Annotated in this window: 9 protein-coding genes and 3 tRNA genes; 4 read left to right on the top strand and 8 right to left on the bottom strand. The window is 56.3% G+C overall.

All coding sequences use genetic code 11. The features are described from left to right. The first annotated feature begins 195 nt into the window (after nt 1-195). Both FE795_RS12770 and fauA read left to right on the top strand, forming a co-directional pair. Nucleotides 196-1,146, top strand: a complete 951-nt coding sequence (locus FE795_RS12770) for a helix-turn-helix transcriptional regulator (protein ID WP_219235005.1) — start codon at nt 196-198, stop codon at nt 1,144-1,146. A gap of 161 nt (nt 1,147-1,307) precedes the next feature. Beyond that, the gene (fauA, locus tag FE795_RS12765; protein WP_219235001.1) at nt 1,308-3,506 is read left to right on the top strand and encodes a TonB-dependent alcaligin siderophore receptor FauA; all 2,199 of its coding nucleotides are present in this window, start codon (nt 1,308-1,310) and stop codon (nt 3,504-3,506) included. Between the two features lie 51 nt (nt 3,507-3,557). On the opposite strand, the gene FE795_RS12760 is transcribed toward fauA, so the two are convergent. The 4 genes from FE795_RS12760 to FE795_RS12745 form a co-directional block, all read right to left on the bottom strand. After that, on the bottom strand, nt 3,558-5,774 hold the full coding sequence (locus FE795_RS12760; RefSeq protein WP_219234999.1) for a putative bifunctional diguanylate cyclase/phosphodiesterase: 2,217 nt from the start codon (nt 5,772-5,774) through the stop codon (nt 3,558-3,560). A gap of 279 nt (nt 5,775-6,053) precedes the next feature. Next, a tRNA-Gly gene (locus FE795_RS12755) sits at nt 6,054-6,129 on the bottom strand. 36 nt (nt 6,130-6,165) lie between these two features. Next, nucleotides 6,166-6,239, bottom strand: a tRNA-Cys gene (locus FE795_RS12750). 42 nt (nt 6,240-6,281) lie between these two features. Beyond that, nucleotides 6,282-6,357 (bottom strand) — tRNA-Gly (locus FE795_RS12745). 314 nt (nt 6,358-6,671) lie between these two features. Between FE795_RS12745 and murB the strand changes: the two genes are divergently transcribed. Next, nucleotides 6,672-7,682: a UDP-N-acetylmuramate dehydrogenase gene (gene murB, locus FE795_RS12740; RefSeq protein ID WP_062946408.1), complete on the top strand. Its 1,011-nt coding sequence runs from the start codon at nt 6,672-6,674 to the stop codon at nt 7,680-7,682. A gap of 192 nt (nt 7,683-7,874) precedes the next feature. Here the strand turns inward: murB and FE795_RS12735 are convergent, their stop codons facing one another. From FE795_RS12735 to FE795_RS12725, 3 genes are all read right to left on the bottom strand, one after another. Then, on the bottom strand, nt 7,875-9,236 hold the full coding sequence (locus FE795_RS12735; RefSeq protein WP_003803299.1) for an MFS transporter: 1,362 nt from the start codon (nt 9,234-9,236) through the stop codon (nt 7,875-7,877). A gap of 155 nt (nt 9,237-9,391) precedes the next feature. Further along, the gene (locus tag FE795_RS12730; protein ID WP_131070805.1) at nt 9,392-10,639 is read right to left on the bottom strand and encodes an iron-containing alcohol dehydrogenase; all 1,248 of its coding nucleotides are present in this window, start codon (nt 10,637-10,639) and stop codon (nt 9,392-9,394) included. Next, nucleotides 10,636-11,352: an alpha/beta fold hydrolase gene (locus FE795_RS12725; protein WP_131070804.1), complete on the bottom strand. Its 717-nt coding sequence runs from the start codon at nt 11,350-11,352 to the stop codon at nt 10,636-10,638. Before FE795_RS12725 ends, FE795_RS12730 begins: the two co-directional genes overlap by 4 nt. Before the next feature lie 138 nt (nt 11,353-11,490). Between FE795_RS12725 and FE795_RS12720 the strand changes: the two genes are divergently transcribed. Continuing rightward, on the top strand, nt 11,491-12,213 hold the full coding sequence (locus FE795_RS12720) for a GntR family transcriptional regulator (RefSeq protein ID WP_003803305.1): 723 nt from the start codon (nt 11,491-11,493) through the stop codon (nt 12,211-12,213). A gap of 14 nt (nt 12,214-12,227) precedes the next feature. Here FE795_RS12720 and FE795_RS12715 read toward each other — a convergent pair whose 3' ends face one another. Next, nucleotides 12,228-13,046 carry a sterol desaturase family protein gene (locus tag FE795_RS12715; RefSeq protein WP_003803307.1) on the bottom strand — a complete coding sequence of 273 codons (819 nt, stop codon included), beginning with the start codon at nt 13,044-13,046 and terminating at the stop codon, nt 12,228-12,230. Between the last annotated feature and the right edge of the window lie 84 nt (nt 13,047-13,130).

The raw sequence follows: 13,130 nt of genomic DNA, 5'->3' as shown, positions 1-13,130 counted from the left end.
GTAAACCCATTTTGTTTTCCCGTCCCTTTTGATAAGCCCAACGCGGTTGACGGGCACGAGGGAGACATAAAGCCACCATATAATTGAGAATGTGTGTTATTCTCAATTACGCCGTTTCCCCTTGCCGTCGTGGCCTGCTCTGGTAAAGAGAAGGAGCTGCGGGTCTGGCTTGAGCATTTCCCCCTCTCGATTGCTATGATCAGATTTACGGTATCGGACTTTAACCGGCTCGGTAGTCCGATGGGTTTCCGCTATTGCTTGCCGGAGTACACCGGCCCGAAGCAGGACATGGAGCAGCTGTGCATTGCTCAGGGCAAGGTGCAGGACTATGAGCTTCGGCCAGGCATGAAGATGGTGCTGTCGGACATCATCACTCATCATCAATACGCAGCGACCTCACTGGCCGCCCCGCAGTTTTCAGCAATTGTCATTGTGCGGGGGCGGGCACACGCGCAGCTTGCCAAGCAGAGTTCGCTTAGCATGACGGCCCAACGGGGAGCCACAATTGCCCATGCTGATGCCTTGAACGTGACAGGAATTCACCCTGCCGGGCAGCGCCTGCGGGGCCTTAATATCACCATGAGCACCCCAGACAGTCTGGCTGATTCGCCGCTGGGCGAAGCCCTGACTGGCGTCATGGCTTCAACGCAAATATGGTTGCAACCCTGGGCCGTACCCCCTCACTTGCTGACCGCTATCGACCAATTGATCGACAGCCCCTTGCAAGGAGCATTGCATCACCTGTTGCTGGAGGGGATCAGCCTGCAAGTGTTGGCCCACGCGCTGGATGGACTGGCTCGAAGCACAGAAAAAAATTCCCCTGTCTCGATCCGTGATCGGCAATTGCTCGAACGCGTTAAAGAATGTCTCTATCAGGCCCCCGGCGAGGATCACACTCTGGCTGAACTGGCGCGGCTGGCCTGCATGAGCCCCAGCACCTTGCGCTTGAAGTTTCAGGCTGTCTATGGATGCTCGGTTTTTAGCTGGCTGCGTGAACGCAGGTTGGAACTGGCGCGTGAATATCTGATGCAAGGGGGGAGCGTGCAGCAGGCGGCGCACTCTGTCGGATACCGCCATGCCACCAACTTTGCGACGGCATTTCGCGAGCGCTACGGCATATCGCCTAGCGAGTTGAGCCAAGCTTGATAGATGTGCTGGCCGATGCGATTCGGCGGCGGTGGCGAGCTGGGCGCCAGTACAGCCAGGACGGGTGTTTGGCATAGCGTTTTTGCGTTTGTGAATACATCACTACCAAATGTGTAGATGATAATTATTCGCATCTAAAACCTATGCCGAGATTGACCTTCATGTCTGCTGTTTTTTCCAGCTCTGCCTGCTTGCGTGTCCGTCTACTGACGTCCCTTTCCCGGTCAGCCCTGTGGTTGGCGACGGCCGCCAGCCCCGTCTGGGCGCAAGGCAGTGCGCCTGAACCCTCACCGGTGGAGTTATCCGTGATTACCATTCAAGGCAGTCGGGACCCGGGTGTGACAGAAACCAGCGGGTCCTACACCGCCAAGGCCATGAGCACGGCCACTGGTTTGTCACTGTCCATTCGGGAAACGCCACAGTCGGTCAGCGTGGTCAGCCGTCAGATGATGGATGATAGGGGTATGCAAACGACGGCAGATGCGCTGCAAAGCGCGCCGGGTGTTTCGGTGACGCGCAGCGACACCAACCGCTATTCGTTCTCGTCCCGTGGCTTTGCCATAGATAACTACCAATTCGACGGCTGGACTCAGCCTGTTCTGTCTCCCTGGGCGTTCGGAGAGAGTAATCTGGATTTGGTGGTATTTGACCGGGTGGAGGTGGTGCGCGGTGCTACCGGTTTGATGACAGGCGCGGGTAACCCTTCTGCAGCGGTCAACTATGTGCGCAAACGGCCTTTACGGGACTTGGCGTTCTCGGCCGGGGTGCAGACCGGTAGTTGGGATTTCGCACGAGGCTACGCAGACGTTTCTGCACCGATTAGCCAGGATGGTCGTGTGCGCGGGCGTCTCGTGGGCGCTTATGGCAAGGGTAATAGCTACACGGATTGGCAGGATACGCAGACGCGTACGCTGTATGGCGTAATGACGGCTGACCTGATCCCGGGGATGGAGCTGAGCGGCGGGGTGGCCTATCAGTCCAGCGCCAATAATGGCTTTGGCAGCGGTTTCCCGCTGTTTTATAGCGACGGCTCGCGTACGGACTTCAAGCGCTCGGTTTCCAACAATAGTGATTGGTCACGTATCGAGAACGACACACTCACTGGCTTTGTGGATGTCAGCCACCAGTTTGCCAATCACTTGAAACTGCGCCTGAGCTATAACCAGTCGCATACGGATGCGTCCATGAAACAGATTTTCCGCGGGGGCTATCCGGACCGGGACACGGGTCTCGGGATGTCCAACTCCTATTCGTTTTATAAGGGGGAAGTGCGTCGCCAGGCTTTCAATGCTGCTTTGTCGGGGCCTGTGGAGCTGTTTGGCAAAGAGCACGAGTTTTCGGTGGGGTGGACGACATCTCGGGATCGAGTCTCCTTTCCCCAGTATCGTGCCATGGCGCCGTTGCCGGATGCGGGCAGCTTTTATCAGCCCGGGCTTGTGTCCGAGCCGGTCTGGTCCGCCAATCCTTCCCAGGCGGATGATACGGATAACCGACAATCGGGAGCTTATGCCGTGGCCCGTCTGAGCCTGCGGGATAATCTGCGCTTGATGGTGGGCGGGCGGTTGAGCAATTGGGAAACGGACCAGACCTACTTTGGTGCTAAACGTCAGTATCGTCATCGGAATGAATTGATTCCTTATGCTGGCCTGACTTATGACTTTGATGACAGCTATACGACCTACGCCAGCTATACAGCGATTTTCAAACCGCAAAATGCACGCGATGAGCAAGGTGAGATTCTTGCGCCGATCACGGGTACAAGTTACGAACTCGGGCTGAAAGCGGCCTGGCTGGACGGACGGTTAAATGCTGCGGTGTCTGTCTTTCAGACGCGACAGGACAACCTGGCTCAGGCTACTGGCAAGCAGGTGATGGGCGCGCCGCCCAACACCCCTGCTTATCGCCCGGTCTCGGGTGCCAAGGTAGAGGGGATTGAGCTGGAACTGGGCGGTGAAGTGATGCCCGGTTGGAACGTGGCCAGCAGCCTGACTACGTTTACCGCCAAGGATGCACAGGGCAAGCCTATTAACACAAACAAGCCGCGTACCTTGTTCAAGCTCTTTACCACGTACCGCATGCAGGGAGATTGGCAAGGACTGACAGTGGGCGGTGGCATCGATTGGCAAAACCGCATGTACCAGGATGCGACCGCGCCGGGGCGCAACGTGGTCAAGGTAGAGCAGGGCAGCTATGCCATCGTCAACGTGATGGCCCGCTATGACTTTAACAAGCGTATGTCTGCCACCTTGAACGTGAACAACCTGTTTGACAAGAAGTACTACTCGCAGATCGGTTTTTATAATCAGGGCTGGTATGGCGCGCCTCAGAACGTAATGCTGTCCCTGAAGGCGCAATATTGAGACTGGGCCAAGGGCGGGCTCGCCCTTCTGTGAAGCCCGCTTGTGCCGATGCTAGGGACCGATAATGGGTTTTCTATCGAGTGGGCAAGGTTTTAGTGGGCCTTTGTGCTGGATGAATTGTGTTGTGAATGTGTCGGCACAAACCGGCTTGCCATACAAATAACCTTGTACTTCGGGGCATTCATTACTTCTCAGGAACTGAAGTTGCTCCTCGGTTTCCACGCCTTCTGCAATGACATCCAGACCAAAGTTTTTAGCCAAGTAGATAATCGCCTTGACCAGGGCGGCGTTTCCGGTATCTTCGTGGACATTGCGGATAAAAGAGCGGTCAATTTTCAGTCGGCTGACTGGGTAGGTTTTGAGCAGGCTCAATGATGCATAGCCCGTCCCGTAGTCGTCGAAGGCCAGGCCAATGCCGAGGTCACGTAAACTGTGGAGCAGGTTCTTGGTCACCATGTCGTTGCGGAACAAGGATGTTTCCACAATCTCCAGTTCCAGACAGTGCGCTGGCAGGCCTGTTTCAGCCAGGATGGTGCTGATCGTGGAGCGCAGACGATTGGTTCGTAGCTGTGCCTCGAACAGGTTCACGCCAATCCGAAAAGTGGGGATGGTCGCGTGCCAGTGCGCGGCCTGACGGCATGCCGTGCGTATTATCCACGCCCCTATGGCAGGGGCAGACTGCTTTTCGTTGAGCACATCAATAAAAGAGACCGGGGATAACAAGCCTCGTGTTGGATGATTCCATCGGAGCAGCGCCTCCGCGCCGGTCAGCAATCCGCTGCGGGTAGAGACCTGGGGTTGGTAGAAAAGCTCAAACTCCCCGTGTTCAAAAGCCAGGCGTAGCTCCCGCTCGAACGATCTGCGTGCGACCGCCACTTCACGCAAGAGTGAAGAGAACATCACGTAGTGTCGTTTCCCGGAGGATTTGGCTTTGTACAGCGCCAGATCGGCAGCGTTCAGAACCTCCTCGGCGCTGGTGCCGTGCATCAGCGTCAGCGCCACTCCCATGCTGGCACTGGTTTCAATAACCTGGCCAGCAAAGTTGCAGGGTGTCGCCAAGGTATTGAGCAGCGTTTGAGCCGCGATGCGGGCGGCCTGCTCCTGATTGCCGGGTAGCAAGGCCACAAACTCGTCGCCGCCCAGTCGAGCAAGCATGATCGCGTCAGGAAAGGCGGACTTCATTTGCTGTGCAATATGTTTGAGGACGGCATCGCCGGCGGAATGTCCGAAGGTGTCGTTAATCTCCTTGAAGTCATCCAGATCGATCAGCAAGATGGTGGCGGGCGCTTCTTCGGCAAGTGTCTGGGCAAGGCGTGCCTGCCACATTCCCCGGTTGGCAAGCCCTGTCAGGGCATCGAGCGAAGCCAGCTGGAACAGTCTTTCTTCATGGTGCCGCCGCGCCGTGGTGTCTCGAACAATGGCGCCGATATGGCGTGAGCCGGCCTCAGTCCAGGTCGATAGGGAGAACTCTGCCGGGAATTCGGTGCCATCCTTGCGCAAAGCGGACAGTTCGATCCTGCGGTCAGGCAGTTTCATCTGTTCGCCCTGCTGGAGTCGGACAAGTTCGTGCTCGTAAACCTTGCGCCAGTTGTCAGGCACAATGATCGAGCCGGGTTGCCCCAGAATTTCTTCCGCTACATAGCCAAAGATCTTTTCGGCAGAATGATTCCATAAGGTAATGCGGCCATGCTCATCCGAGCCGATGATGGCATCGGGAGAGGCGGTCGCGATATTTTCAAATCGGGCTTTGCTGACTGATGGAGTCTGTTCCAGACGACGGGCTTGCATACGTTCCATGATCAGGCTGGCCAGATCGGACAGATTGGCTCGCTCGTCATCGCTAAAGGCTTGTCGTGGCTTGGTATCAATCAGGCACACGGTGCCTAATCGTTCTCCTGTTGGGGCCAGCAGCGGCTTTCCGGCATAAAAGCGAACGAAGGGCGGGCCCGTAACTAAAGGGTTCGAAGCAAAGCGTGGATCTTGCAGGGCATCGGGGATCAGTAGAAGGTCATTGGACAGGATGGCATGTGCGCACAAGGAATCAGCGCGACTGATCTCGTTCAGGTCCGTACCCACGCGCGCCTTGAAAAACTGTCGATCTTTATCGATCAGTGTGATCAGAACGATGGGAACCTTGAATAGCCTGGCCGCCAGGTTGGCGAGTCGGTCAAACTCCTCGGTGGGAGGGGCATCGAGCAGTTTGTACTCCGCCAGGGCGCGTAGGCGACGATCTTCTTCGACAGATACCGGGTAGGAGGGGGCGCTCATGGTTGTCCAGTGCTCCATAGGGTCGGCTGTAAAAAACAATCAGTAACGGGGCCCATCTCGATAAAGTGACGCTGGCGGACGATGATGATTTCCGTTTGTTCCACGTCAGGACAGCTTAGCGGTATTTATACCTCGGGGCGGGGCACGTTGCCTTATTGAGACGCTAGCGGTGATGCGCCTCAGACAGGGACGAGCCGGGTTTGGTACGGATGTTCTTGGGAGGAGAGGGAAATGGCAGGACGAAAAAAAGCCCAAACCGAAGTTTGGGCTTTTTGAATTTGGAGCGGGAGACGAGTCTCGAACTCGCGACCTCAACCTTGGCAAGGTTGCGCTCTACCAACTGAGCTACTCCCGCATTTTTACTGCATTACCGACTTGTGACCAGCATTACTGGAGGCGCAAGCCGGAATCGAACCGACCTAGACGGATTTGCAATCCGCTGCATAACCACTCTGCCATTGCGCCGTGGTCGATTAAAAAGGGAAGCCTAGGCTTCCCTTAGGAATCTGGAGCGGGAGACGAGTCTCGAACTCGCGACCTCAACCTTGGCAAGGTTGCGCTCTACCAACTGAGCTACTCCCGCATTTTGCTGTGCAGATTGAATCTGTTTTCAGCGTTTTACTTATTAGCTGGTGCTGATTAAGTAAAGAAAGCTAGTTTAAAGTGGCTGTTTTTGTTTGTCAAGTTTTTTTGATAATTTGCACACGCTTTCATCAAAACTGCTGAACAAACTTTACTGCCTGCAAACTGCTTTTTGCTGCCAAACGGACGCTGCGTCAAGCAAGAACGTAACTTTAGTCTGCAAGACGTATCCCTGTCAAGAGATTCTGTAATTTTTTCCGGAAAATTGTCTGTCCGAGCTATGCTTATTGCTTTCTTGGATCGTGGGACTGGGTCGTGGACAGGCAGCATAATGTTGATTTGAGCGCTTTTAACACCTTGGGTCTGGATAGCTGTGCACGTGATCTGGTGGTGTACGAACAGCTTGGCCAGCTACCGGAGTTGCAGGCTGCGGTGGAGCAGGGCGAACGTGTTTTCGTCCTCGGCGGGGGCAGCAATGTCGTGCTGGCCGAGCAACTCGATGCCTTGGTGATCAAAGTGCAAAGCAAAGGAATTCGCTTGCTGGCCCAGCATGACGATGGCTTTATAGTGGAAGCGCAGGCAGGCGAATGCTGGCATGACTTTGTGCAGTACTGTTTGCAACAGGGTTGGCCCGGTTTGGAAAATCTGGCGCTGATCCCCGGCACAGTGGGCGCCGCTCCGGTTCAGAATATCGGTGCTTATGGTCTGGAGTTGGAGCAACGAGTTCACAGTGTGCTGGCCTGGAGTTTTAAAGAGGGCCGATTGCTGGAACTGTCAGCACCAGAATGTGGTTTCGCTTATAGAGACAGCCGTTTCAAACGCGATCCTGCCGGTAGTTGGTTGATTGTGGCGGTACGTTTCATGCTGCCTCGTCCCTGGATGCCCGTGCTGGAGTATCCCGACCTGAACAAACAAGCCCACCTGGCAGGTAAGCCGGACCCGGAAACGATTTTTCAGGCCGTCTGCGATATTCGTCGTCAAAAGCTGCCAGACCCCAAGGTTCTGGCTAATGCAGGTAGCTTTTTCAAGAATCCGGTGGTGCAGACCGCGCAGCGCGATGCGCTAAAACAGCAATGGCCTGATCTGGTGTCTTACGACGTGGGACAGGGGCGGTGCAAGCTGGCAGCGGGCTGGTTGATTGAGCAGTGCGGCTGGAAAGGGCGGACGGATGGCGCTGTGGGGGTGCACGACAGGCAGGCTTTGGTGCTGGTCAATCATGGTGGTGGAACCGCTGCGGATATTGGGCGGCTGGCAACAGCGATCCGAGCCTCGGTGCGGGAGCGCTTCGGCGTCGAGCTGGAGCAAGAACCCGTTGTGGTGGCTTAGGCCTGGCGGCTCTCTAGGGTTTGGCGAATCGTGGCTCGTAGCTACGTTGCGTCGGGCAAGCCCGGTCAACTCAGGGATGAGGCAGACCGATAAAGGGAAACCCCGTGTCGGCGCGTTGCACTGACACGGGGTTTTTGCTGGTGACGTTGCTGCTTGTTCAAAAGGCCTGGCAGCGCGTCCGGCTCTTGTTCGTCAGGCTGATACTTCTTCCAGAGAACGACCTTTGGTTTCCACCCCGAGGGCGACGACCACTAAGGCGGCAATCGAAAAAGAGATGGCGCCCAGCGTAAATACGCCGGTATGCCCGGTCCACGGCAAGATAATGCCAACCAGCAGAGGGCCGAGCAGGGAACCGAGGCGACCAATAGACGATGCAAACCCGGCTCCGGTACTGCGTGTCCGCGTGGGATAGAGCTCAGGTGTATAGGCATACAAGACCGACCACATGCCAAACATGAAGAACTGCATGCATAGCCCGGCACCGATCAATTGTGCGACCGGCGCCTGACTGGTGGCGACGTGCCCATAAATAAAGGCGCAGCCTGCGCTACCGAATAACATGAGTACCATGGTGGCCTTGCGCCCCCATTTTTCGAGCAACCAGGCCGAGAAAATGAAGCCCGGAATGCCTGCCAGGGAAATATAGATGGTATAGGTCACGGACTTGGTGACCGCGTATCCTGCCTGTTGCAACAGCGCACCCAGCCAGGTGGTCAAGCCGTAGTAACCGAGCAGGGAGAAAAACCACAGCATCCACAGCATCAAGGTGCGGCGTGCATATTGACCTTGCCAGAGTTGGGCAAACAAGGCGCCGCGCTTGAGTTTTTCACAAGGGCTGGGAGGCAGGGGCAAGGGCAGTGCCTGACCACCATTGGCCTGAATGACTTTATGCTCAAAAGCGCTGGTCACCTGCTCGGCGCGTTCGTTATGTCCTGCTTCTTCCAGCCAGCGGGGTGACTCCGGTACCCAGCGGCGAATTACGAATACAAACAGGGCAGGGATGGACAAGGCAATGAAGATTCCACGCCAGCCTATATAGTCCAGGCTGAGATAGGTCAGAATCCCGGCACTGATAAAGCCCAGCGGCCAGAAACCTTCCAGAATTGCAATATAGCGACCACGGCTTTTGGCGGGCACAATTTCCGAGACCATCGCCAGGCCGATAGGGAATTCCATCCCCATGCCAAACCCGAGCAGTACCCGAAAGGCCATCAGTTGCTCGACGTTTTGGGCCAGCCCACAGGCCAGACTCCCCACTCCCCAAAAAATCATGCTCCATTGAAAGACGGGCTTGCGGCCGTACTTGTCTGCCAGCATGCCTGCAATGGCCGCACCTAAAAACATGCCTAAAAAGCTGGAGCTGGCCAGCAGACCTGCCTGCGCCGTGCTCAGTCCCATTTCTGCCTTGATGGAACCCAATACAAAAGTCATGATGCCCAGGTCCATGGAGTCAAAGAACCAGGCGGTCGCAATAATACCGAACAGCATGCGTTGATAGCGAGTCATGGGCAATCGCTCCAGACGATTGGCCACATTGGGGGATACGGCTGTCATAGGTGTCTCCTGTAGGTCCGCTCTTGTGGCGGGTTTTATGACTAGGTGACCTGTCGTCAGGCCAGGACAGGTCTTTGTTCTTTTGCTGATATATTACATGGATACTAGTGGTGTCTGGCTCAGGGTTAAATACTGGTATGTACTTAGCTGGCTAATTAATTAAGGATGAAATGAGTGGCCAATGAGCCCTCAAAAGCGTGTCGGATAATGCGCTGATAGGCGCTGGTACGATCAGCCACCGGGAAGGCTTTGGCAAGACGGGTGACTTGCAGCGCATCGTGCAGCAGGCCTTCCAGTTGGTGTTCCTGCACGCCGCATTGGCGTAGATCGGTGGGGATGCCCAATTGTTCGATTAATGAACGCACATAGGCGGGCAGTGCCAGCACGGCGTCTTCTGTCTGGTCGGTTGGCATGCCCAGAAGCTGGGCGACTTCCCGCAACTCTGGGGCACGGGTCTCACGCAGTTCGTCCAGAACATAGGGCAGCAAGACGGCATTGGTGGTGCCGTGAGACTGATGCGTCAAGCCGGCCAGAGCGTAGGCGATGCCATGCACGGCATTTAAGCCCGCCGTGCCATAGGACAGGGCTGCATAGTAGCTGGCGCTGGCCATGCCGTCCCTGGCTTCGGTGTCGGTGCCGTCGCGATAGGCTCGCAGCATGTAGTGTCCGCACAGCCGTATCGCTTCGCGTGCAAACATCATCGTCAGGCCGGAGCGGCCGCTATAGCCCGGGTCAGGGCTGCCGCCGCGGTCAAACAGGCTGGCGTCTTGTGTGACAAATGATTCAATTGCATGGGTTAGGGCGTCAATACCGGCATCGGCGGTGACGCGGGGCGGGCAGCTATCGCTCAGCTCAGGGTCGATGACGGCAATGGCGGGGCGTAGGGCGTTGCCCATCACGGCGATCTTGGTGGCGTTGTCGGGATCGACCAGAATCGCCCCTGGTGTGGCTTCCGAGCCTGTGCCGGAGGTGGTGGGCAAGGCGATCAGAGGCAGGGGGCGGGTGTGGGCAGGCCAGGTACCGCTGTACGCTCGTATGGTTTGGCCAGTTGGCACGGTCAGGCACAGCGCTTTGGCCAGATCGATATTGCTGCCGCCTCCCATAGCCAATACATAGTCGATGGGCTGCTCGGCCAGATGAGCCCGCACGTGCTGCGTGGCCTGATCGCACAAAGTGGTGGAAGGATCGGGCTGGCCACCATCAAACACCACAATCTCAATGCCCTGTTTCTTACAGGCGTTAATATGGTCCTCAACCCAGCGGGTCTGGGTGGTGAAAAAACGGTCAGTAATCACTAAGCCGCGGCGCCAGCCCAAATGGGCGATCAAGGCAGGAAGCTCATGGCGGCAGCCGCGCCCCATCAAGGTACGGGGGGGCGGGCAAAAGAAAACGTGCGTGTTCATGTGGTAGTCCTTGCAGTGCAAAAAGAGTCGATCAAAGAAGCGATCCGGTCGGGATGCGAGCTTAAAAGGCTGTGGCCCGCACCAGGCAAACTGTGCAAGCTGGCTTGCGGCAGTGCCTGCGCTAACAGGCGGGCATGTTCAATGGGGCAGTCCTGGTCTTGATCGCCATGAATAATCAATGAGGGGATGGAAATGCGAGGCAACTGTGCGTACTGGTCGTGATGTCGGTTGGCCAGCCAGGTCCAGGCCACATCTTGATGGCCGGCCGCCTGGCTCAGGCCCAGGCGTTGCTCGCGTTCTGCAATTTCCTGCAGCAAGGCGGGGGTGTGCTCAGACTTGAACCAGCGGGTTTGATTCAGGCTGGGGGTACCCGATATCAGCACCAGGGCCTGAGGGAGCACAGCCTGTTCGTCCAGTAGCGTCAGGCAGGTTTGCAGCACAATCGATACGCCCAGGCTCCAGCCAGCCAGAACATAGGGTGTCGTGGCCGACAAGGCGGCAATAGGGATGCGCAGATCGTGGACAAATTGGCTCAGCTCATAATCCTGCTGGCAGGTACCGTAGTGGGCGTCCCCCCGGCCTCGTAAATCCGGAGTCTGCCAATGCGGTGAAAGTGAACTGGCCTGGACGACTGGCAGCCAGCTGCGTTGAGTGCCTTGAATGCCATGAACAGCAAGGATGGCCGGGGCAGTTGAAGGGCAGGCAATGCTCATGTGGCTTCCTGGAGTAAAGAAATACAACTAAGATATGAGATTGTTGTCTGGCTCTGCTCAGTGCGTGCACCGGGGGGGCAGCAGACCTCAGGTATCAGGTTTCAGCAGCGAACGCTGCGTTTTTAAGGCAGGGTTAGCATGGTCACAAGCAAGCGGAAGGTAGCGGGAAAGGAGCGGTCTCAGGACGAGACGCGGGAAATCAAGGCCTTGACAGAACCCAAGCCCAAGCTCACGGACATTGCTTACGAGCGCTTGGAAGAAGCCATCATTACCTTGAAGTTGCCGCCGGGCAGCATTGTGTCGGAGCTGACCTTGAGCCAGATGTTCGAGATTGGCCGCACCCCCATTCGGGAAGCCATTCAGCGCCTGGCACGTGAACACTTGATGTTGGTGTTGCCGCAACGCGGCCTGTTGATTCCCGAGCTGGATATGCCCAAGCAGTTGCGTCTGATCGAGACACGGCGGGAAATCGAACGCTTGATCTGCCGCAGTGCGGCAAAGCGGGCGACACGGGACCAACGCGAGCAGTTCAAGGGCTTGCATGACGCTTTCCTGGAAGCGGCTGCCCAGAATGATGAAGTCAGTTTCATCCGGGCAGATCGACGGTTAAATGAGCTGGAAATCGAGGCCGCACGCAACGAGTTCGCGGAAGGGGCCATGCGCCTGACTCACGGCCTTTCCCGCCGATTCTGGTTTTGCCACTATCAGCAAAACCCGGACTTGACGGAAATGGGCAGACTGCATGCCGATCTGGCCATGACTATCGCGGGCGGTGATGTGGACCAGGCCGGAAAAAGCCTGGACCGGTTGATGGATTACATTGAAGAGCTCGCTCGCACGACGCTGATCTCCAGCTTGTAAACAAGGTCGGGGTCTTAGTTAGCCAGACCGCGCTCCAGCGCGTGTGCCTCTTCCTGTTTCAGGGCGGGGCCATCGGTGGTGTCACCCGTGTCTTCAAAGCGGAAGCGGCGAATAATGGGCTTGAGCTCTTCCTTGACGTGTTTTTCGCTGTAGCCATTGAACAGGTGGCCCAGCAGACCACGGCGCAGATCGGTGGTGCCCATGGCCCAGTCGGCGATGGGGAAGGTCAGGTTCATGTTGTACTTCATCATGATGCCCTGGTTGTGATGAGCGGTATGGTGGCGGCGAATTGTGTTGATAAAGGGCATGTTGCGCACAAAGCTGTTTTCATGGACGTGACAGCAATAGTGAAAAGCCTCGTACACCAGGTATTGCGCCACCATGGTCATGAACACAAAGTAGCCCGCATTGGGGTTGATAAGGGTAGCGGCCAGCCAGCCCAGGATGCCACCCCCGATACCCAGGGTGAGCAGGACTCGCCAAGGGAAAAAGACGATCCGGAACTCCTTGCTCGAATCAATGGTTGCTTCGTTATCGGTGAAGTATTGGTGGTGCTGGCGGGTGTGACGCTCATAAATTTCCCGTAAACCAATAATGTTGATGCGCCGATGCATGACATAGCGGTGCATGGCCCATTCCACAAAATTGCCCGCCAGAAAGACGGGGATGATGATCAGCCATTCCCAGCCTACCGACTGCAACTGACTGATGCTGTAGTAAATCGCTGCCAGCCCCACGACATACGTTACGAGGACATGAACAATACCGTTATAGGCGGGGCTGATATTGGATTTGTATTCCTCGCGGAACTTGCGTTGGCGTTCGCTCATCATCTTGTCTGTCTCCTGCAGAAAAGTTTATTCTTTGAATATCCAACTGACATATTAGTGATATTTTTCTTTACGTCAAGCAGGGAA

The organism is Alcaligenes ammonioxydans, assembly GCF_019343455.1.
Taxonomy (GTDB): domain Bacteria; phylum Pseudomonadota; class Gammaproteobacteria; order Burkholderiales; family Burkholderiaceae_B; genus Alcaligenes; species Alcaligenes ammonioxydans.
The sequence above is the reverse complement of the archived record's forward strand: the minus strand, read 5'-3'. Positions and strand labels throughout refer to the sequence as shown.